This window comes from Microbacterium arabinogalactanolyticum (genome assembly GCF_030268005.1).
Lineage (GTDB): Bacteria > Actinomycetota > Actinomycetes > Actinomycetales > Microbacteriaceae > Microbacterium > Microbacterium arabinogalactanolyticum.
On record NZ_BRZC01000002.1, the window covers coordinates 123,646 to 143,279 of the forward strand.

20 protein-coding genes are annotated in these 19,634 nt (G+C 69.6%); 13 read left to right on the forward strand and 7 right to left on the reverse strand.

The window, feature by feature from the left end; all coding sequences use genetic code 11:
* Positions 1 to 20 precede the first annotated feature (20 nt).
* From qcrB to ctaE, 4 genes are read right to left on the reverse strand one after another with little or no spacing between them, the layout of a single operon-like run.
* Positions 21 to 1,841: a cytochrome bc1 complex cytochrome b subunit gene (gene qcrB, locus MIAR_RS01175; RefSeq protein WP_285630161.1), complete on the reverse strand. Its 1,821-nt coding sequence runs from the start codon at positions 1,839 to 1,841 to the stop codon at positions 21 to 23.
* Complete coding sequence (gene qcrA / locus MIAR_RS01180; RefSeq protein ID WP_285630163.1) at positions 1,838 to 2,914, reverse strand: cytochrome bc1 complex Rieske iron-sulfur subunit; 1,077 nt, start codon at positions 2,912 to 2,914, stop codon at positions 1,838 to 1,840. The genes qcrB and qcrA overlap by 4 nt, the downstream gene beginning before the upstream one ends.
* A 36-nt stretch (positions 2,915 to 2,950) precedes the next feature.
* Entirely contained in the window at positions 2,951 to 3,784 is an 834-nt protein-coding gene (gene qcrC / locus MIAR_RS01185; RefSeq protein ID WP_285630165.1) for a cytochrome bc1 complex diheme cytochrome c subunit, read from the reverse strand.
* A gap of 19 nt (positions 3,785 to 3,803) precedes the next feature.
* On the reverse strand, positions 3,804 to 4,460 hold the full coding sequence (gene ctaE, locus MIAR_RS01190; protein WP_285630696.1) for an aa3-type cytochrome oxidase subunit III: 657 nt from the start codon (positions 4,458 to 4,460) through the stop codon (positions 3,804 to 3,806).
* A 189-nt stretch (positions 4,461 to 4,649) separates the two neighbouring features.
* Here ctaE and trpD point away from each other — a divergent pair, with 189 nt between their 5' ends.
* Together trpD and MIAR_RS01200 are read left to right on the forward strand one after the other, a co-directional pair.
* Complete coding sequence (trpD, locus tag MIAR_RS01195) at positions 4,650 to 5,714, forward strand: anthranilate phosphoribosyltransferase (protein ID WP_285630167.1); 1,065 nt, start codon at positions 4,650 to 4,652, stop codon at positions 5,712 to 5,714.
* 14 nt (positions 5,715 to 5,728) lie between these two features.
* Positions 5,729 to 6,715: a PHP domain-containing protein gene (locus MIAR_RS01200; protein WP_285630169.1), complete on the forward strand. Its 987-nt coding sequence runs from the start codon at positions 5,729 to 5,731 to the stop codon at positions 6,713 to 6,715.
* 7 nt (positions 6,716 to 6,722) lie between these two features.
* Here MIAR_RS01200 and MIAR_RS01205 read toward each other — a convergent pair whose 3' ends face one another.
* Positions 6,723 to 7,640 carry a 5'-3' exonuclease gene (locus MIAR_RS01205; protein WP_285630171.1) on the reverse strand — a complete coding sequence of 306 codons (918 nt, stop codon included), beginning with the start codon at positions 7,638 to 7,640 and terminating at the stop codon, positions 6,723 to 6,725.
* A 194-nt stretch (positions 7,641 to 7,834) separates the two neighbouring features.
* Between MIAR_RS01205 and rpsA the strand changes: the two genes are divergently transcribed.
* From rpsA to MIAR_RS01225, 4 genes are all read left to right on the forward strand, one after another.
* Positions 7,835 to 9,292, forward strand: coding sequence for a 30S ribosomal protein S1 (gene rpsA, locus MIAR_RS01210; protein WP_285630173.1), 1,458 nt, complete (start codon positions 7,835 to 7,837; stop codon positions 9,290 to 9,292).
* A 116-nt stretch (positions 9,293 to 9,408) separates the two neighbouring features.
* Positions 9,409 to 10,008: a dephospho-CoA kinase gene (gene coaE / locus MIAR_RS01215; RefSeq protein ID WP_285630175.1), complete on the forward strand. Its 600-nt coding sequence runs from the start codon at positions 9,409 to 9,411 to the stop codon at positions 10,006 to 10,008.
* Entirely contained in the window at positions 9,984 to 11,219 is a 1,236-nt protein-coding gene (locus MIAR_RS01220; RefSeq protein WP_285630177.1) for an MFS transporter, read from the forward strand. The genes coaE and MIAR_RS01220 overlap by 25 nt, the downstream gene beginning before the upstream one ends.
* 187 nt (positions 11,220 to 11,406) lie before the next feature.
* Positions 11,407 to 11,955, forward strand: a complete 549-nt coding sequence (locus tag MIAR_RS01225; protein ID WP_285630179.1) for a hypothetical protein — start codon at positions 11,407 to 11,409, stop codon at positions 11,953 to 11,955.
* An 8-nt stretch (positions 11,956 to 11,963) separates the two neighbouring features.
* Here the strand turns inward: MIAR_RS01225 and MIAR_RS01230 are convergent, their stop codons facing one another.
* Positions 11,964 to 12,560, reverse strand: coding sequence for a DUF4126 domain-containing protein (locus MIAR_RS01230; RefSeq protein ID WP_285630181.1), 597 nt, complete (start codon positions 12,558 to 12,560; stop codon positions 11,964 to 11,966).
* 81 nt (positions 12,561 to 12,641) lie between these two features.
* On the opposite strand from MIAR_RS01230, the gene uvrB reads away from it, so the two are divergent.
* The gene (gene uvrB / locus MIAR_RS01235; RefSeq protein WP_285630183.1) at positions 12,642 to 14,711 is read left to right on the forward strand and encodes an excinuclease ABC subunit UvrB; all 2,070 of its coding nucleotides are present in this window, start codon (positions 12,642 to 12,644) and stop codon (positions 14,709 to 14,711) included.
* A 42-nt stretch (positions 14,712 to 14,753) separates the two neighbouring features.
* Here the strand turns inward: uvrB and MIAR_RS01240 are convergent, their stop codons facing one another.
* Complete coding sequence (locus MIAR_RS01240) at positions 14,754 to 14,996, reverse strand: hypothetical protein (RefSeq protein ID WP_285630185.1); 243 nt, start codon at positions 14,994 to 14,996, stop codon at positions 14,754 to 14,756.
* Positions 14,997 to 15,040: 44 nt separating this feature from the next.
* Here MIAR_RS01240 and MIAR_RS01245 point away from each other — a divergent pair, with 44 nt between their 5' ends.
* From MIAR_RS01245 to MIAR_RS01270, 6 genes are read left to right on the forward strand one after another with little or no spacing between them, the layout of a single operon-like run.
* On the forward strand, positions 15,041 to 15,478 hold the full coding sequence (locus MIAR_RS01245; RefSeq protein WP_285630187.1) for a MarR family winged helix-turn-helix transcriptional regulator: 438 nt from the start codon (positions 15,041 to 15,043) through the stop codon (positions 15,476 to 15,478).
* A gap of 51 nt (positions 15,479 to 15,529) precedes the next feature.
* Complete coding sequence (locus MIAR_RS01250; RefSeq protein WP_285630189.1) at positions 15,530 to 16,303, forward strand: DUF4129 domain-containing protein; 774 nt, start codon at positions 15,530 to 15,532, stop codon at positions 16,301 to 16,303.
* Entirely contained in the window at positions 16,300 to 16,830 is a 531-nt protein-coding gene (locus tag MIAR_RS01255) for a hypothetical protein (protein WP_285630191.1), read from the forward strand. Before MIAR_RS01250 ends, MIAR_RS01255 begins: the two co-directional genes overlap by 4 nt.
* Positions 16,827 to 17,792, forward strand: a complete 966-nt coding sequence (locus MIAR_RS01260) for an AAA family ATPase (RefSeq protein ID WP_285630193.1) — start codon at positions 16,827 to 16,829, stop codon at positions 17,790 to 17,792. Before MIAR_RS01255 ends, MIAR_RS01260 begins: the two co-directional genes overlap by 4 nt.
* A 3-nt stretch (positions 17,793 to 17,795) precedes the next feature.
* Positions 17,796 to 19,085: a DUF58 domain-containing protein gene (locus tag MIAR_RS01265; RefSeq protein ID WP_285630194.1), complete on the forward strand. Its 1,290-nt coding sequence runs from the start codon at positions 17,796 to 17,798 to the stop codon at positions 19,083 to 19,085.
* On the forward strand, positions 19,082 to 19,633 hold the full coding sequence (locus MIAR_RS01270; RefSeq protein ID WP_285630196.1) for a hypothetical protein: 552 nt from the start codon (positions 19,082 to 19,084) through the stop codon (positions 19,631 to 19,633). The genes MIAR_RS01265 and MIAR_RS01270 overlap by 4 nt, the downstream gene beginning before the upstream one ends.
* The last annotated feature ends 1 nt before the right edge of the window (position 19,634 follow it).

Sequence of the window (19,634 nt, forward strand, 5' to 3'; positions counted from 1 at the left end):
TCAGCGGGGGAGTGGCGGTGTTACTCGCCGTTCTCCGACTTCTTCTTGCGCGGTGCGGGATCCTTGGCGATCACGGAGCTCGGCGTGTTCGGCGTCTCGCCGACCGTCTTGTCCGGGGCCTCGATCTGGCTCTCGTCGGTGACACCCGCACGGGTGTGCGCACCGGCGATCTCCTCGGCCTCGATCTCGGCGTCGTGCGCGAGAGCGTGCTGCTGATGCGCGTCGGCCTCCTCGATCTGAGCCTGGGTGAGCGGCTGCAGGCGGTCCTCGTAGAACCAGCGCGACAGGGAGGAGCGCAGGTTCTCGTGCCACGGGATGCGACCCTTGGCGTTGGGGCGCACGACCATCGGCTGGTAGGTCTCGTAGTCCACGAGCTTCCAGCGGTCGTACACGTCCACCGGCTGGTGCACCTCGATGAACTCGCCGCCGGGGAGACGGACGATACGGCCCGACTCGTAGCCGTGCAGGACGATCTCGCGGTCCTTCTTCTGCAGCGCGATGCAGATGCGCTTGGTGATGAAGTACCCGAGCACGGGGCCGACGAACAGCAGCGCCTGGAGCGTGTGGATCACGCCCTCCATGGTCAGCATGAAGTGCGTCGCCATGAGGTCGGACGAGGCCGCAGCCCACAGGACCGAGTAGAAGATCATGCCTGCGACGCCGATCGCGGTGCGGGTGGCGGCGTTGCGCGGGCGGTCGGCGATGTGGTGCTCGCGCTTGTCGCCGGTGACCCACATCTCGATGAAGGGGTAGATGGCGACGACCACGATGAACAGGCCCAGGACCGCGACCGGGATCAGGATGCCCAGCGACAGCGTGAAGTCGCCCAGCGGCACGTCCAGGTGCGGGGGAGCCAGACGCAGCGCACCGTCGGCGAAGCCGATGTACCAGTCGGGCTGGGTGCCGGCGGAGACCGGCGACGGGTCGTACGGGCCGTAGTTCCAGATCGGGTTGATCTGGAAGAACGTCGCGATCAGCACGATCGTGCCGAACACGATGAACAGGAAGCCGCCCATCTTCGACATGTACACCGGCATCATCGGGTAGCCCACGACGTTGTCGTTCGAGCGGCCGGGACCGGCGAACTGGGTGTGCTTGTTGATGACCATGAGCATCAGGTGCAGCGCCACGAAGGCGATGACCAGCAGCGGCAGCAGCAGGATGTGCAGCGTGTACAGGCGGCCGACGATGTCGCTGCCCGGGAACTCGCCGCCGAAGATCAGGAACGAGGTCCAGGTGCCGATCAGCGGGATGCCCTTGATCATGCCGTCGATGATGCGGAGACCGTTGCCCGAGAGCAGGTCGTCGGGGAGCGAGTAGCCCGTGAAGCCCTCGGCCATGGCCAGGACGAACAGCACGAAGCCGATCACCCAGTTGAGCTCGCGGGGCTTGCGGAACGCGCCCGTGAAGAAGACGCGCAGCATGTGGATGCCGATGCCGGCCACGAAGACCAGAGCGGCCCAGTGGTGGATCTGACGGACCAGCAGGCCGCCGCGCAGGTCGAACGAGATGTGCAGGGTCGACTCGAGGGCCGCCGACATCTCGATGCCGCGCATCGGCTCGTAGGCGCCCGTGTAGTGCGTGGGCACCATCGAGGCCTGGAAGAAGAACGTCAGGAACGTCCCCGAGAGGAAGACGACGACGAAGCTCCAGAGCGCGATCTCACCGAGCATGAACGACCAGTGGTCGGGGAAGATCTTGCGACCGAGCTCCTTGACGAAGCCCGACAGGCTGGTGCGCTCATCGAGGTAGTTGGCGGTGCCGGCGAGGAAGCGACCGCCAAGGGGCTTGTCCCGCGACTCGGCGGGCTTGGTGTCCTCGTGAAGAGTTGCGGTGCTCAATGACGCTCCCAGAAGCTCGGGCCGACAGGTTCGTGGAAATCGCTCTGCGCGATGAGGTAGCCCTCATCGTCGACGGCGATCGGCAGCTGAGGCAGCGGACGCGACGCCGGTCCGAAGATGACCTTGGCGTGGTCGGTGACGTCGAACTGCGACTGGTGGCAGGGGCACAGCAGGTGGTGCGTCTGCTGCTCGTACAGGGCCACCGGGCATCCGACGTGCGTGCAGACCTTGGAGTACGCGACGATGCCGTCGTAGGACCAGGTCTTGCGCTCCTCGGACTCGACGAGCTGCTCGGGGCGAAGACGCATGAGCAGGACGATGGCCTTGGCCTTCTCCTCGAGCAGGCCGCCCTCGTGACCCAGCTCGTTGAGTCCCTCGGGGATGACGTGCACGGCCGAGCCGATGGTGATGTCCGCAGCGCGGATCGGGGTGCCGGCGGGGTCGTGGACCAGGCGGGTGCCCTTCTTCCACATGGTGTGCTGCAGCAGCGCCACCGGGTCTCCGGCGATCGGGTCCTCTTCGGTGTTGAACGGCGCGAGCCCGCGGAACAGCGTGACACCGGGGACGATCGAGGCGACCACGGCGGCGATCAGGGAGTTGCGGATCATCACGCGGCGTCCGAAACCGGACTCCTCGTTGGCGTCGGCGAACGCCTGCACGGCCGCTTCGCGGGTCGAGTCACGACCGCGGGTGGGATGACGGTACTCGACGAACTCCTTGTCGCTCATCAGCGACTTGGACCAGTGGATCGCGCCGATGCCGATGCTCAGCAGCGCCAGGGCGATGCCGAGGCCGATGAACATGTTGTTGTAGCGCACGTCGATGAGCGCGCCGGACTCGATCGGGAACAGCATGTACGCGGCGACCGCCCAGATGCTGCCCGCCAGGGACAGGTAGAACAGCGTGTAGACGGTGCGAGCCGCAGTGCGCTCGATCTTCGGGTCCTTGTCCGTCATGCGCTGACGGTGCGGCGGCAGCCCCGGGTTCACTGCGGGGTCGCTGACTGCGACGCCCAGCCCCGGTGAGGGCTGGTAGGCCCTGTCCAGAGCCTGCGTGTCGTCGTCGTGTGCCATGGTGCTCCTCGTACGTGATTCGTCGATGAAAGTTCGTCAGTTGGACTTCGCCGTGATCCACACGGTGAGGGCGACGAGTGCGCCGATGCCGAAGATCCAGATGAACAGGCCCTCGGAGACGGGGCCGAGCGAGCCGAGCGTGAAGCCGCCGACCTGGACCTCGTTCTGCTGGAAGACGAGCGCGGCGATGATGTCGCGCTTGTCCTGGGTGCTCAGGTTCATGTCACCGAACACCGGCATGTTCTGCGGGCCCGTGACCATGGCGGCGTACATGTGCAGCGCGCTGGTCGAGGTCAGAGCCGGGGCGTACTTGCCCTCGGTGAGGGCACCGCCGGCCGCGGCGACGTTGTGGCACATCGCGCAGTTGACGCGGAAGAGCTCGGCGCCCTTGGCGAGGCTGACCTCGTCGGACGAGTCGTCGGGGTTGGGCTTGCCCTCGGTGACCCAGCTGTCCGGGTAGGTGGGCCCGGGGGCGACGGACTGCACGTAGGAGGCCACCGCGCGGATCTGCGCCTCGGTGAACTGCGGGTGCTTCTGGGGGGCCTGCGGGCCCTGCATCTGCAGCGGCATGCGGCCGGTGGACATCTGGAACTCGACGGCGAGCTCGCCCACGCCGACCAGGCTGGGGCCCTCCTTGGTGCCCTGCAGGTCCATGCCGTGGCAGGTCGCGCAGTTCGCCGTGAAGAGCTTCTGGCCGTCGGCCGCGGTCAGCTCCGTGGTGACGCTGGTCTGGGCATCCGTGGTCGACGCCATCGCGGCCGATGCGCCGGCGTACACGCCGCCCGTGAGCAGCAGACCGGCGCCGATGAGCGCGGCGGCTGCGAAGGGGCTGCGACGACCGCGCGAGCGGTGCTTCTTCTCTCGTGCCATTTCGAAAATCGCTCCGCTCTTACTTCAGGAAATAGATGACGAAGAACAGGACCACCCAGACGACGTCGACGAAGTGCCAGTAGTACGACACGACGATCGAGGAGGTCGCCTCCTTGTGGCGGAAGTTCTTCACCGCGTACGCGCGACCGATCACGAGCACGAAGGCGATGAGACCGCCGGTGACGTGCAGGGCGTGGAAACCGGTCGTGAGGTAGAACGCGGAGGCGTACGAGTCGGCCTGGATCGGCATGCCCTCGGCGACGAGGGTCGCGTACTCCCAGACCTGGCCGCTCACGAAGATCGCGCCGAGGATGAAGGTGAGCCAGAACCACTCGACCATGCCCCAGCCGAACAGGCGGCGGCGGCCGGCGGAGTTCACCTTGCCCTTGGCGACGTGGTAGGGCTGCAGGTCCTCCGCGGCGAACACGCCCATCTGGCAGGTGAACGACGAGATCACCAGGATGATCGTGTTCACGAGCGCGTAGGGGACGTTCAGTTCTTCGGTGCGATGAGCCCACAGCTCCGGGGAGGTGCTGCGCAGGGTGAAGTAGATCGCGAAGAGCCCCGCGAAGAACATCACCTCGCTGCCGAGCCAAACGATGGTGCCGACAGCGACCGGGTTGGGCCGCTTGATGGTTCTTGCCGCCGGGGCATGCGTCGCTGAGGTGGTCACAATCCCATTATGGCTGATTCGGCCCGACGATTCTTGCACCGACGGCGGTCGTTTCGCTGTCCCGAGACTTAGGGGAACCTAAGAAACATCTGCGAATGTGCCGGGACATAGATGAATCCCCCAGGTGACCGCGCATGTCCCGGGTCGTCATCTCGAATCGGCATCTCTTCGTGCCCGATTATGATCGCAGACATGCCTGACTCCCTCACCTGGCCCGATCTGCTCACCACGCTGCTCGAGAGGCGCGATCTGAGCGTCTGGGAGTCCACCTGGGCGATGCGTCAGGTCATGCAGGGCAAGGTCAGTCAGGCGCAGCTCGCCGGATTCCTGGTGGCGCTCCGCGCCAAGGGGGAGACGGTCGACGAGGTCGTGGGCTTCCGCGACGCGATCCTCGAGGCGGCCGTCCCGCTCCCGGTCTCCTCCGACGTGCTGGACATCGTCGGCACGGGCGGCGACAGGGTCGGCACCGTGAACGTGTCCACGACCGCCGCCGTGATCATCGGCGCGACCGGCGTCCCGGTCGTCAAGCACGGCAACCGTGCCGCCAGCTCGTCATCCGGCTCCTCCGACGTGCTCGCCGCGCTCGGACTGAACATCTCGCTCGACCCGGAGCAGGTCGCCTCCGTGCTCGACCGCACCGGCATCACCTTCGCGTGGGCCGCGGCGTTCCACCCCGGTTTCAAGCACGCCGGCGCGGTGCGTGCCGAGCTGGCCGTGCCGACCGTCTTCAACGTGCTCGGGCCGCTCTGCAACCCGGCTCGCGCCGAGGCCAACGCGGTGGGCGTCGCCAAGCTCAACCTCGTCCCGCTGATCACGGGGGTGTTCCGCACCCGTGGCGCCACCGCGCTCGTGTTCCGCGGCGATGACGGACTGGACGAGCTCACCACCACGGGCCACAGCAGGATCTGGGAGGTGGCGCGCGGAGACATCCACGAGCACGACCTGGACCCGCGCGATCTCGGCATCCCGCTGGCCGACCTGTCCGACCTGGTCGGCGGCGCTCCCGAGCACAACGCCCGCATCCTGCGGCGCACGCTCGAGGGCGAGAAGGGCGCGGTGCGCGACATCGTGCTCCTCAACGCGGCCGCGGGCATCGTCGCGTACGAGCTGTCCCATGACGCGGCGCTCACGCAGCAGCCGATCGTCGAGCGGCTGCGCGACGCGTTCGCCCGCGCCGCCGAGGCCGTCGACGACGGTCGTGCGGCAGCCAAGCTGGAGACCTGGATCCAGGCCACCCGCGAGACCACGCCCGCCTGACCGGGCGCAGCAGCATGGACGCCGTCGACGCTCTCCTCCAGATCGCCACGCTGCTGGAGCGCGAGCGCGCCTCGCGCTACCGGGCGAAGGCGTTCCGTCAGGCCGCGGCGGTGCTGGATTCGCTGCCGGACGACGTGGTGCACGATCCCGCCCGGCTGCGGGCGCAGAAGGGCATCGGCGATTCCACCTTCGAGGTGATCCGGCAGGCGCAGGAGGGACGCGTTCCCGACTACCTCTCGGAGCTCCGCGGCGAGGTCGAGCCCGAGCAGGTCTCCGCACTGCGATCCCGGCTGCGGGGCGACCTGCACAGTCACACCGACTGGTCGGACGGCACCACGCCCATCGAGACCATGGTCGCCGCCGCCCGGGCGCTCGGTCACGAGTACCTCGCGATCACCGACCACTCGCCGCGTCTGCGCGTGGCCAGGGGGCTGTCCGCCGAGCGGCTGCGTGAGCAGATCCCGCTGGTGCGCGCTCAGTCGGGCGAGGGGCTGACGGTGCTCGCGGGCATAGAGGTGGACATCCTCGAGGACGGCGGCCTGGATCAGTCACCGACGCTGCTGGACGAGCTGGACGTCGTCGTCGCGTCCGTGCACTCCAAGCTGAGGATGGATGCCGCGCCCATGACGCGGCGGATGATCGCCGCGGTGTCCGATCCGCGAGTGAACGTGCTCGGCCACTGCACGGGGCGCCTGGTGCAGGGCGAGCGCGGCACCAGGCCGGCATCCGACTTCGACGCACGGACCGTGTTCGCGGCGTGCGCGGAGAACGGCGTGGCGGTGGAGATCAACTCCCGCCCGGAACGGCAGGACCCGCCGGACGAGCTGATCGCGATCGCGCTGCAGGAGGGATGCCTGTTCTCGATCGACTCGGACGCGCACGCACCCGGTCAGCTCTCGCTGCTCGACCACGGCGCCGCGCGGGCGGAATCCGCGGGCGTTCCCGCCGAGCGCATCGTCACGACCTGGGGACTGGAGCGGCTGCGCGCCTGGACCGGTTGACGCCGGCTCAGCGCGCCAGTGCCGCCAGAGCGCGGGTCATCGAGGTCCCGAGGTTCCACTTCTCGGCCAGGGCGGTCGCGGCATCCGCCTGCGAAGGATCCAGCGCCCGCAGCGGTGTGCCGGGTGCGACCACGTCGAGATCGCGCACGACCTCCACGACGGTCGGCGCGACGTCGAGATAGTCGGATGCCGCGGCGAAGCGCGCCGACGCGGCCGCGCTGAGCAGGCCGCCCTCGGCGGCCTCGCGGATGCCGCGCAGATCGCCGTGCGCCTGAAGCAGCGTGGCGGCGGACTTCTCGCCCACGCCCTTCACGCCCGGCAGCCCGTCGGAGGCGTCGCCGCGCATCGTGGCGAAGTCCGCGTACTGCGAGGGGAGGACCCCGTACTTGGCGACGACGACGGCATCCGTCACGATCTCGAGGTTGCTCATCCCCCTGGCCGTGTAGATCACCCGCACGTCACGGGCGTCGTCGACGAGCTGGAACAGGTCGCGGTCGCCGGTGACGATGTCCACGGGGATGGCCGACCGGGTCGCGAGCGTCCCGATCACGTCGTCGGCCTCGTGCTCGGCCGCACCGATGATCGGGACGCCGATCGCCGCGAGCGTCTCGCGGATCAGCGGAACCTGCTGCAGCAGGGGATCGGGCACCTCCTCGACGTCGGGGCCGGCCGGCACCTCCTCGACCACGCGGTGCGCCTTGTAGCTCGGGATGAGGTCGACGCGCCACTGCGGCCGCCAGTCGTCGTCCCAGCACGCGATCACCTGAGCGGGCTCGTAGAGGGTCACCAGCTTGGCGACGATGTCGAGCAGGCCGCGCACGGCGTTCACCGATGTCCCGTCGGGCGCCTTCACCTTGTCGGGCACGCCGTAGAAGGCGCGGAAGTAGAGACTGGCGGTGTCGAGCAGCATGAGGCGATCGGTCACGGCATCAGCCTAGAGGCTGGCTCCGACAGGGGGAGCGGAAGAGGATCCGCATCTGATAACCTGGAGTGTCACTCGTGGCGAGCATCCGCGTGCCCTCGTGACATCGCAATCCCACATCCATTCGCTTCGGCACCCTTTAGGCATGTCGCCCGTGCCCGAGGCCTGACTCTCCATTCACAAGGACAACCCACTACATGACTAGCGCAACGACCGCCCCGGCCACCAAGCAGGTCGCGATCAACGACATCGGATCTGCCGAGGACTTCCTGGCCGCGGTCGAGAAGACCCTGAAGTTCTTCAACGACGGCGACATCATCGAGGGCACGATCGTCAAGATCGACCGCGATGAGGTTCTGCTCGACGTCGGCTACAAGACCGAGGGTGTCATCCCCTCGCGTGAGCTCTCCATCAAGCACGACGTCGACCCCAACGAGGTCGTCGCCGTCGGCGACAAGGTCGAGGCCCTCGTTCTCCAGAAGGAGGACAAGGAAGGCCGTCTGATCCTCTCCAAGAAGCGTGCGCAGTACGAGCGCGCCTGGGGCGATGTCGAGAAGATCAAGGAGAACGACGGCGTCGTCACCGGCACCGTCATCGAGGTCGTCAAGGGCGGCCTCATCGTCGACATCGGACTGCGCGGCTTCCTGCCGGCGTCGCTGATCGAGCTGCGTCGCGTCCGCGACCTCACCCCGTACCTCGGCCAGGAGCTCGAGGCGAAGATTCTCGAGCTCGACAAGAACCGCAACAACGTGGTTCTGAGCCGTCGCGCGCTGCTGGAGCAGACGCAGTCGGAGTCGCGCACCACGTTCCTGAACAACCTGCACAAGGGTCAGGTCCGCAAGGGTGTCGTGTCCTCGATCGTCAACTTCGGTGCGTTCGTCGACCTGGGCGGCGTGGACGGCCTCGTGCACGTCTCCGAGCTGTCCTGGAAGCACATCGAGCACGCCTCCGAGGTCGTCGAGGTGGGCCAGGAGGTCACCGTCGAGATCCTCGAGGTGGACCTGGACCGCGAGCGCGTCTCTCTGTCGCTGAAGGCGACCCAGGAGGACCCGTGGCAGGTCTTCGCCCGCACCCACGCGATCGGTCAGATCGCACCGGGCAAGGTCACCAAGCTCGTCCCGTTCGGCGCCTTCGTGCGCGTCGCGGACGGCATCGAGGGCCTCGTGCACATCTCCGAGCTCTCCAGCAAGCACGTCGAGCTGGCTGAGCAGGTCGTGTCGGTGGGCGAAGAGGTCTTCGTCAAGGTCATCGACATCGACCTCGAGCGTCGCCGCATCTCGCTGTCGCTGAAGCAGGCCAACGAGTCCGTCGACCCGCACGGCACCGAGTTCGACCCGGCGCTGTACGGCATGCTCGCCGAGTACGACGAGAACGGCGAGTACAAGTACCCGGAGGGCTTCGACGCCGAGACCGGTGCCTGGAAGGACGGCTTCGACGCTCAGCGCGAGGCTTGGGAGCAGGAGTACGCGGCTGCCCAGGCTCGCTGGGAGGCGCACAAGGCTCAGGTCCTCAAGGCCGCCGAGGCCGAGGCCGCCGCAGGCGACGACTTCGGTGCGGCTCAGTCGTTCTCGAGCGACTCCGCCGGTGCCGGCACCCTCGCCGACGACGAGGCTCTCGCGGCTCTGCGCGAGAAGCTCTCGGGCGGCAACGCGTAAGCATCGCCTCGACGACCATCTCGGTCAACGGCAACGGGCCGTCACCTCGCCTTCGGGCGGGTGGCGGCCCGTTCCGCGTCCGCGGTGCGGGTGCGAGGGCATGCCAGGATAAGAGGATGCCTCTCATCGCGCTCACCGGCGGAATCGCGTCGGGGAAGTCGACCATCGCAGCCCGGCTCGCCGAGCACGGCGCCGTCATCGTGGACGCCGATCGCATCGTCCGTGATGTGCAGGCGCCGGGATCGCCGGTGCTGGACGAGCTGGCGGCGGCATTCGGCGATGATGTGATCGCCGAGGACGGGTCCTTGAACCGCGTCGCACTGGGCGCGAAGGTCTTCGGCGATCGGACGCAGCTCGATCGGCTCAACGCCATCGTGCATCCCGCCGTGCGGGACGAGTCCGCGCGGCGGTTCGCGGCGGCCTTCGCGGCAGACGCCGACGCGGTGGTCGTCTACGACGTCCCGCTCCTGGTCGAGGCCCGTGCGGATGACCCCTGGGACCTGATCGTGGTCGCGGACGCTCCGGCAGACCTGCGCGCACGCAGACTGGTCGAGCTGCGAGGTCTGACCGAGGACGAGGCGCGGGCGCGTCTGGCATCCCAGGTCTCCGATGACGACCGACGGGCCCTCGCCGACGTCGTGATCGACACCTCGGTCTCGCTGGACCGCACCCGCGCGCAGACCGACGCGCTGTGGGAGCGGGTCCGGCCACGGTGACGTTCACGGGCCACGCCCCGGGCACGCGCGAGTACCGGCGGCTGATCGCCGGACTGTTCTTCGCGGGCGTCGCGACGTTCGCGCAGCTCTACGCGCCGCAGGCCGTGCTCCCGCAGCTGTCGCGTGCGCTCGACATCACGCCGGCGACCGCCGCGGTGACGGTGTCGGCCGGCACGCTGGGCATCGCCGTCGCGGTGATCCCCTGGTCGATCGTGGCGGACCGGATCGGCAGGGTCCCGGCGATGACCGTCGGTGTGGTCATCGCCACGGCGGTGGGCCTGATCGCGCCGCTCAGCGGTGACGTCTCCATGCTTCTGGCACTGCGCCTGGTCGAGGGGATCGCACTCGGCGCCGTGCCGGCTGTGGCGCTGGCCTACCTGAGCGAGGAGGTCCACGCGCGACACGTCGCGACCGCAGCGGGCAGTTACATCGCGGGCACGACCGTCGGCGGGCTCGCCGGGCGCATCGTGTCGGGGCTGGTGGGGGAGTCCCTGGCCTGGCGGAGCGGGGTGTGGGCCGCGGTCGGGATGTGCGCGGCCTCCGCCGTCCTGTTCGTGTGGCTGACGCCGCGCGCACGGGGCTTCATCGCGGGACGCGGTCGAGCCGGCCGCGGACCGGCGGCGGGGGAGCGCCTGCGCGCGGCGCTGACCTCGACGCCGCTGTGGGCGCTGTACGCCCAGGGGTTCCTGCTGATGGGCGCGTTCGTCGCGGTGTACAACTACCTCGGCTTCCATCTGTCGGCGCCGCCGTTCGCCCTGCCGGCGTGGCTGGTGACGCTGCTGTTCCTCGCGTATCTGGCGGGCACGGCCTCCTCGCCCTGGGCCGGGCTGCTGGCATCCCGCAACGGCAGGCTCCCGGTGCTGCTCTGCTCCATCGGGGTGATGGCGATCGGCACGGCGCTCATGGCGCTGCCGGCGACGGCCGGTGTGCTCGTCGGGCTGGTCCTGTTCACGGCCGGCTTCTTCGGCGCGCACGCCGTGGCTTCGGGCTGGACCCCGGTCGCGGCCGGCGCGGATGCCAGGGCGCAGGCCTCCTCGCTCTACTACTTCGCCTACTACGCCGGCTCGAGCCTGTTCGGCTGGGGGCTGGGGGTGCTGTTCGGAGGTGCGGGCTGGGAGGCGCTGATCATCGCGGTGCTGGCGATGTGCGCGCTGGCGGCCGCGGCGGCGGCGCTCGCCCTGCGCTCTGGGGCGTTCACCTCCGGTTCGTAAGCAGTGCTTACATACTGGTATCCTGGTGGTGGGGAAGTGACAACACACTGGGGATTCCGCTGTGCGGTATCAACTGCAGTTCTTTCCGGGTGCGCGAAGCAGCGCCCGTGACGCAGGTGCTGACACCGTGACGCGACGGGCGCTCGTGCGTGCCTTCATGCACATCACGAGAACAGGAAGACCACACATGGAGACCTCCACGTCGCAGATCTCGCGCCGGACCGTCGTCAAGGGGGCGGCCTGGTCCGTTCCCGTCATCGCAGCCGCGGTCGCGGCCCCGATGGCGGTGGCCAGCGGTGACGGGAACACCGTGACGAATTCGGATGCCAACTACTACTGGGCGTCGGAGTCGCAGAGCACCTGGTCCTCGCTCGATCCCGCGCAGGGGAATCTCGAGGTCCGTTACTCGACCCGGATCGCCTTCAAGCAGGAGCCGTGGACGTCGGGACCGCCCGTAGGCGGCGTACTGCAGGTCACCGTCGTGTTCTCGCAGGATGTGACGCTCAAGGCTCCCATCGGACAGAACTGGGTTCAGTCGTCGCCGGCGGGCCTCGGCCCGGCGAGGACCTTCGTCTTCCAGTTGAGTCCGTCGGGCTTCGGCGGTGACATCAGCATCAACCTCAACGGGACGACGCCCGGTGCCATCACCGCGAGCAGCACGATGAGCCTCATCAACGGCGGCACGACCACCTGGGCGAGCGAGTCCAGCGACGCCACCGCGGTCCTCGTGAGCTGAGTTCCGACTCAGCCGACAGCGGCGGCGCGCTTGCGAGCGCGTCGCCGCTTCGTCATCACCACGGCCGCGATGATCAGGCCGATCAGCAGAACCAGCGCCAGGATCGGCACCACGATCGCCGCCACCGCGAGCATGAAGGACGCGCCGTCCTCCGCCGTGCTGAGGGCGGGTGCGGCGAGGCCGCCGGTCACCGAGTTCGCGGCCACGCGGCCGACGGCCTTGACGACGTGCACGGCGAGGGCGATGCCCACTCCGATCACGATCGGCACCCAGGCGTTGTCCGTGAAGAACGCGGAGGGATCCTCGACCGCGACCGTCTGGGCGCTGGCGCCCGCCCCGAACGCGATGCCGCCGGATGCCGGTCGCAGCACGCTCTGCACGATGTCGTTGAGGGAGTCCAGCGCGGGGATCTTGTCGGCGACGATCTCCAGCACCAGCAGGGCGCCGATCACCCACAGCGCGATGTCGCCGCTGAGCCACGACCATCCGGCCGGCAGCTGTACAGCGGGGATCAGGCGGTCCGCGAGACCGAGCAGGAACAGCGGCATCCAGGCGTTGAGGCCGGCGGACGCCGCCAGGCTGGATCCGATCAGGAACTCGATCACGGCTCCACTCTAGGTGGCGGCGGGCGCGGGCGAGGAGCGCGCCCGGCCCGAGTGTCGGTGACCCCTCGTAGGCTGGAGGGCATGCAACCCACGCGCAGCGTCCGCCCCTTCGAGGTCGTCAGCGAGTACATGCCCGCAGGCGACCAGCCGCAGGCCATCGCCGAGCTCGCGGCGCGCATCAACGCGGGTGAGACCGACATCGTGCTGCTCGGCGCCACGGGCACCGGCAAGTCCGCGACCACGGCGTGGCTCATCGAGCAGGTGCAGCGGCCCACCCTGGTGATGGCGCACAACAAGACCCTGGCCGCGCAGCTGGCCAACGAGTTCCGCGAGCTCATGCCGAACAACGCCGTCGAGTACTTCGTCAGCTACTACGACTACTACCAGCCCGAGGCGTACGTGCCGCAGACGGACACCTTCATCGAGAAGGACTCCTCGGTGAACGCCGAGGTGGAGCGTCTCCGGCACTCCACCACCAACTCGCTGCTCAGTCGGCGCGACGTCGTCGTCGTCAGCACCGTCTCCTGCATCTACGGCCTCGGCGCCCCGGAGGAGTACCTCCGCGCCATGGTGGCCCTGCAGGTGGGAGAGCGCTACGACCGCGACGCCCTCATCCGGCAGTTCATCTCCATGCAGTACAACCGCAACGACGTGGACTTCTCGCGCGGCAACTTCCGCGTGCGCGGCGACACGATCGAGATCATCCCGGTGTACGAGGAGAGCGCGATCCGCATCGAGCTCTTCGGCGACGAGATCGAGGCGCTGTACTCACTGCATCCGCTCACCGGCGAGGTGATCGAGAAGCTCGACGCGGTGCCGATCTTCCCGGCATCGCACTACGTCGCCGGCACGGATGTCGTGCAGCGCGCGATCGGCACGATCGAGGCCGAGCTCGCCGATCGGCTGGCCGAGCTGGAGCGGCAGGGCAAGCTGCTCGAGGCGCAGCGGCTGCGCATGCGGACGACGTTCGACCTCGAGATGCTGCAGCAGCTGGGCTTCTGCTCGGGCATCGAGAACTACTCCCGTCATCTCGACGGGCGTGAGGCGGGCGAGCCGCCGCACACCCTGCTCGACTTCTTCCCCGACGACTTCCTGCTGGTGATCGACGAGTCGCACGTGACCGTGCCGCAGATCGGCGCGATGTACGAGGGCGACGCGTCGCGGAAGCGCACGCTGGTCGAGCACGGGTTCCGGCTGCCCAGCGCGATGGACAACCGCCCGCTGCGCTGGGACGAGTTCAAGAACCGCATCGGCCAGACCGTGTACCTCTCCGCGACGCCGGGCAAGTACGAGATGGGCATCGCTGACGGCGTCGTGGAGCAGATCATCCGCCCGACCGGTCTGATCGACCCGGAGATCATCGTCAAGCCCTCGAAGGGGCAGATCGACGACCTGCTCGAGGAGATCCGCATCCGGGTCGAGCGGGACGAGCGCGTGCTGGTGACCACGCTCACCAAGAAGATGGCCGAGGAGCTGACCGACTTCCTCGGCGAGCACGGCGTGCGCGTGCGGTACCTGCACTCCGACGTCGACACGCTGCGCCGTGTCGAGCTGCTCACCGAGCTGCGCGCCGGCGTGTACGACGTGCTCGTCGGCATCAACCTGCTCCGCGAGGGTCTCGACCTTCCCGAGGTGTCGCTGGTCGCGATCCTGGATGCCGACAAGGAGGGCTTCCTGCGCTCGGGGACCTCGCTGATCCAGACGATCGGCCGCGCGGCGCGAAACGTGTCGGGGCAGGTGCACATGTACGCCGACAACATGACCGACTCGATGGCGAAGGCGATCGAGGAGACCGAGCGGCGGCGCGAGAAGCAGATCGCCTACAACCAGGCCAACGGCATCGACCCGCAGCCCCTGCGCAAGCGCATCGCCGACATCACGGAGGTGCTGGCGCGCGAGGCCGCCGACACGGCCGACATGCGTGCGGGGCGGAACAAGTCCGGCAAGGGCAAGTCGCCCACGCCGAACCTGCGCCGCACGGGGATCGCCGCGGAGGGCGCCACTCAGCTCGAGGACACGATCACCGACCTGTCGGATCAGATGCTCGCTGCGGCCGCCGAACTGAAGTTCGAGCTCGCCGCGCGCCTGCGCGACGAGGTGCAGGATCTGAAGAAGGAGCTGCGGGCCATGGAGAAGGCCGGCCACGCCTGACCCCGATGGCGCTGCTCTCCGACGTCGATGGCGCCGCGCGCCTCAGGGGCAGTGCATGAGCGGCTTGGGCCCCGAGCGGTCGATCTCGTGCAGGTTCATCGGCTTCCCGCACAGCGGGCAGGCGCGTTCCGCGCGCTGGGCGGCGCTCGGCGGCGGCGTGCTCTCATAGGGTCCGACGGCCGCGGGACCGGCCAGGCGGATCAGCCGGGAGTTGAACCATGCGTAGAAGCCGCCGGCTTCGCGGATGCGGGTGCGAAGCGGAGGGCGGTCTCGTTCCTCGGTCATGATGATTAGTGTACTAACTATTCGCGTACGAGTAGCATCGAGGCGTGACCGATGACGACGACCTCCTGCGCCTCGAGAACCAGCTGTGCTTCGCGATGGTCACGGCAGCCCGGAACGTCCTTGCCGTGTATCGGCCGATTCTCGAACCCCTCGGCCTCACGCATCCTCAGTACCTCGTGATGCTCGCGCTCTGGGAGCGGTCTCCGCGCTCCCTCGGCGACATCGCCGACGCGCTCGCGCTCGAGCCGGCGAGCGCGTCCCCGCTCGTGAAGCGGCTCGAGAAGGAGGGACTGATCGAACGGGTGCGCAGCGAGCAGGACGAGCGGCGCCTCGACATCAGCCTGACGGATGCCGGCCGCGCGCTGCGCACGCAGGCGCTGGACGTGCCGCGGCAGGTGATGCAGCGCGTCGGGCTCGATCTGGAGGCCGTGACTGCGCTCCGCGAGGCGCTCGGTCCGTTCAACAGGTCGTTGCGCGGCTGAGCTCCTCGCGTCCGCGCCGGCTGCACCTGCCGACTCGCATAGGGTGAAGGTGTGACGGGGGCGATGCAGCACGACGCGCGGGGGCGGACGCAGCCCGTCGAGCGTGCGTCCGGTGCGGGGCGGGTCCTGTCCTGGCGGAGGATGCTGCTGATCTTCGGCGCGCTCGCGCTCTTCGCCGTCGCCATGCTCGCCTCGGCCATCGCCGGGCATCCCACGATCGACCTCACGCCGGAAGGGGCCGCCGCGTCGCCCCTTCCCGAACAGCGGCCGACGCCCACGATCACGCCTGGCGTGCCGCCCGCCCAGGAGGGCGGCGGATCGGATGCCGCTCTGGTCGGCATCGGCATCGCCCTCGCGCTGATCGTCTCGGCACTGGCCGTCCTCCTGCTGCTCTGGATCGTCCGCCGTGTCATCGACCTCTGGCGCAGTCGCCGGCTGCGGCGGCAACCGGGCGCGGACACGGACGTCGAGGTCGGAGTCGCCGACTCCCCGGCGGAGTCCGAGCCCGACGCACCCACCGTGCGCCGTGGTATCGCCGCCGCGCGGGACGCGATCGAGGCGCATCCTGCCCCGACCGACGCCATCATCGCGGCCTGGGTGGGGCTGGAGGAGACGGCGGCGGACTCCGGGGTCGGTCGCGGCGTCAGTGAGACGCCCGCGGAGTTCACCCTGCGGATCCTGCTGCGCAGGCCGGGCATCGAGCATCCGGCGCAGCAGCTCCTCGCCGTCTACGAGGGCGTGCGCTTCGGCGGACACCGGGGGAGCGAACAGGATCGTGCCCTCGCCTCCCGCGCGCTGGCGCTCATCGAGGAGGGCTGGCGATGAGGTGGCTGCATGCGCTGCTGATGGCCGCCGGGGTCGGCTTCCTCGCCGGCATCGGGCTCGCCGTGCTGCGCGTGCAGGTCGAGTTCGTCTGGGGCTGGTCGGTTCTCGTCGCCGCGGTCGTGCTGCTGATCGGGCTGCGGCTGCCGGACGATCCGCGCGTGGACGCACCGCGCCTCCCGGATCCGCCCGACTACATCGGCTCCGACGTCTCGCGTCTCGCCTGGGCCATCAACATGCACACCGACACCGCCAATGAAGCCGTCACACGTCGGCTCCGCGCCACGCTGCGCCGCCGGCTGCGGCAGCAGGGTGTGGACGTGGACGACCCGCGACAGGCATCCGCCGTCGACCGGATGCTGGGCGACGGACTCTGGGGACGCCTGAACGGGCGTCGCACCACGGTCGCCGATGTCCGTGCCGCGCTCGCGGCCGCGGAGCGGCTGGGCGGCGATCGCGGTGACGACGCGGCCCGGCGGGACGCAGCGCAGGATCCGGAAAGACCATCGCAGAGGGAGAGCACATCATGAACTTCGCGGACATCGCCGAACTCGGGCAGCGCATCCGCGCGTCCGTGGCCACCGCCGTCGTCGGCATGGACGACCCGCTCGAGGTCGCTCTGGCCACGATCCTCGCCGGAGGGCACGTGCTGTTCGAGGACGTCCCCGGCCTCGGCAAGACCCTGGCCGCGCGCAGCCTGGCATCCGCCCTCGGCCTGTCCTTCCGCCGCCTGCAGTGCACGCCGGACATGCTCCCCGGCGACGTGACGGGATCGTACGTGTACGCGCCCGACAGCGGCGAGTTCGTCTTCCGTCCGGGGCCCATCTTCACCGGGCTGCTGCTGGCCGACGAGATCAACCGCACGACCCCGAAGACGCAGTCCGCCATGCTCGAGGCGATGGCCGAGAGGCAGGTGACGGTCGAGGGCAACAGCTTTCCCCTCGAACCGCCCTTCCACGTCATCGCCACGGCCAACCCGATCGAGTACGAGGGCACGTACTCGCTGCCAGAGGCGCAGCTGGACCGGTTCATGGTGCGTCTCTCCGTGGGGTACCTCGACCAGCAGGGCGAGACCGAGATCCTGCTCGGACGTCTGCGGCGGCAGCAGGAGGCGACGCACGTGGACCCCGTCCTGGCACCAGGCCAGCTCGCGCAGCTGCAGCAGGCCGTCGAGCGGATCCATGTGGACCCCGACGTCGCGGCGTACTGCGTCGCGCTGGCCGCGGCGACACGGCAGGCTCAGCACGTCGCGGTCGGCGCATCCCCGCGTGGGTCGCAGTCTCTCGTGCTGCTCGGGCGTGCGCTGGCGGCGCTGGACGGACGCGACTACGTGCGCCCCGACGACATCAAGCGCATCGCCGTGCCGGTGCTCGCGCACCGCCTCACCCTCACTCCGCAGGCGTGGGCGCAGGGCGTCGACCCGACCGAGATCGTCCGCGGACTGGTCTCGTCCGTCGCCGTTCCGCCGAGCATCGCCGCCGTCCGCGGCTGAGTCATGGCCGACGCAGCAGCATCCGGGGGAGCACGGCGTGCCGGCCCGCCACTCTTCCTCGCGGTCTTCGCCGCGGCCGGCGCGCTGATCACGGGCGTCGTGTTCTCGCGGCCCGACGTGATCGCGATCGGAGTCCCCCTCGCCCTCTGGGCAGCCATCGCCGTGACGAACACCGGTCGCGGTGGCGTCGATGTCCGGATCGAGCGCACGCCGGATGCGGAGGAGGGAGTGCTCGCCGACGACATCGTGGTGGACTCGGATGCCGAGATGGTGGAGCTGGCAGTGGCGCAGGTCGGCCGCACCCGCCGACGGCTGTTCGTCCCCGGCCGCACCCGGGTGCGGGCCACCAGCCGGCCGAGGCACTCCGGCCCGGTGACGACGGTTCAGGTGGCTGCGCGCGCCCTCGACGTGGACGCCGCCCTGCTGGGAGTCCCGCGCACGGCGATCTCGCTGGTGCGGACGGTTCAGCCGGTGCTGCGTCGACTGCCGCTGCTGCCGCTGGCACCGCGCCTGACCGGCCTGCACGGCTCGCACGAGGGCGTGCGTCCAGGGCAGGGCGGGGACTTCCGGGACATCCATCCGTTCGCCCCCGGCGACGAGCTGCGACGCGTCGACTGGAAGGCGACGGCGCGCGCGGCGCGCCGACCGGGCGAGCTGCTGATCCGGCGCACGAACACGCTCAGCGATGCATCCGCCGTGATCGTCATGGACACCGCCGACGACCTCGGTGAGGTGGTGGCGACGTGGGGGACCCTCGACCTCGCACGCAGCGGGGTCACGTCACTCGACCATGCGCGCAGCGCGGCGCGGTCGATCGCTGCGGCGACCGTCGAGCAGGGCGATCGGGTCGCGTTCCACACGCTCGCCCACGGCGGACGCTCCGTCCGGTCGGGCAGCGGGCGCCGGCACCTCGCACGCATCGTCGCGGAGATCTCCTCGACCGGGCGCGGTGGTGACGACGCGAGATTCCGCCGGATGCCTCCGGTGCCGCACGGATCGATCATCTACGTGCTCTCCACCTTCTTCGACGGCGCCGCGGCCGAGATCGCCACGCGCTGGCGCGCCGCGGGGCACCGGGTCGTGGCGGCCGACATCCTGCCCGAGCTGGACGAGCACCGCCTCAGCACCGAGCGGACGCTCGCGCTGCGCGTGCTGCTCGCCGAGCGGGAGGACATGATGCACCAGCTGCGGGAGGCGGGAGTCGAGACCATGCGGTGGGCCGATGACCCCGGACCGCAGCTGACCGCACTGACCAGGAGCGGTCGCGTCCGCGCAGCAGGGAGGCCCCGATGAGACGCGATGATCGACTCGCCGTCGGCATCTCCGTGCCCGGGTGGTCTCTGCCGGTCGTGTCCACCGCCGTGGCGGTCGCCGCGGGGTCGATGATCCACGCCGCGGCGGGCTGGATCATCGTGATGGGGGTGCTCTGCCTGCTCAGCGGGGTGGCACGTGTGCTCGGCGGCCCCTGGGTGTCGGCGGTGGTCCTGGTGATCGTGCTGGTCGCGTCGGATGCCGCGCCGGGGCGCACTGCGGTCGTGATCGCGGCCGTGCACCTCCTGCACGTGCTGGGATCGCTGGCGATGGCGGTGCCCGTGGGTGCGCGTGTGGCGGTGCCCGCCCTGCGGTCCACGGCGATACGCTTCGCGATCATGCAGGCGGTAGGGCAGGCGGCCGGGGTCCTGGCGTTCCTGCTCCCGCAGGGACGGGTGCTTCCGGCCGCCGTCGTCCTCGGGGCGCTGGCCGTGCTGGGGTTCGTGCTCGGGGCGCTGCGGATGCTGCGCGCCCAGCGTGCGCACGGCTATGCGGCGTCCTCGGAGCCCAGTGTCGGTGGCCCCTCCTAGA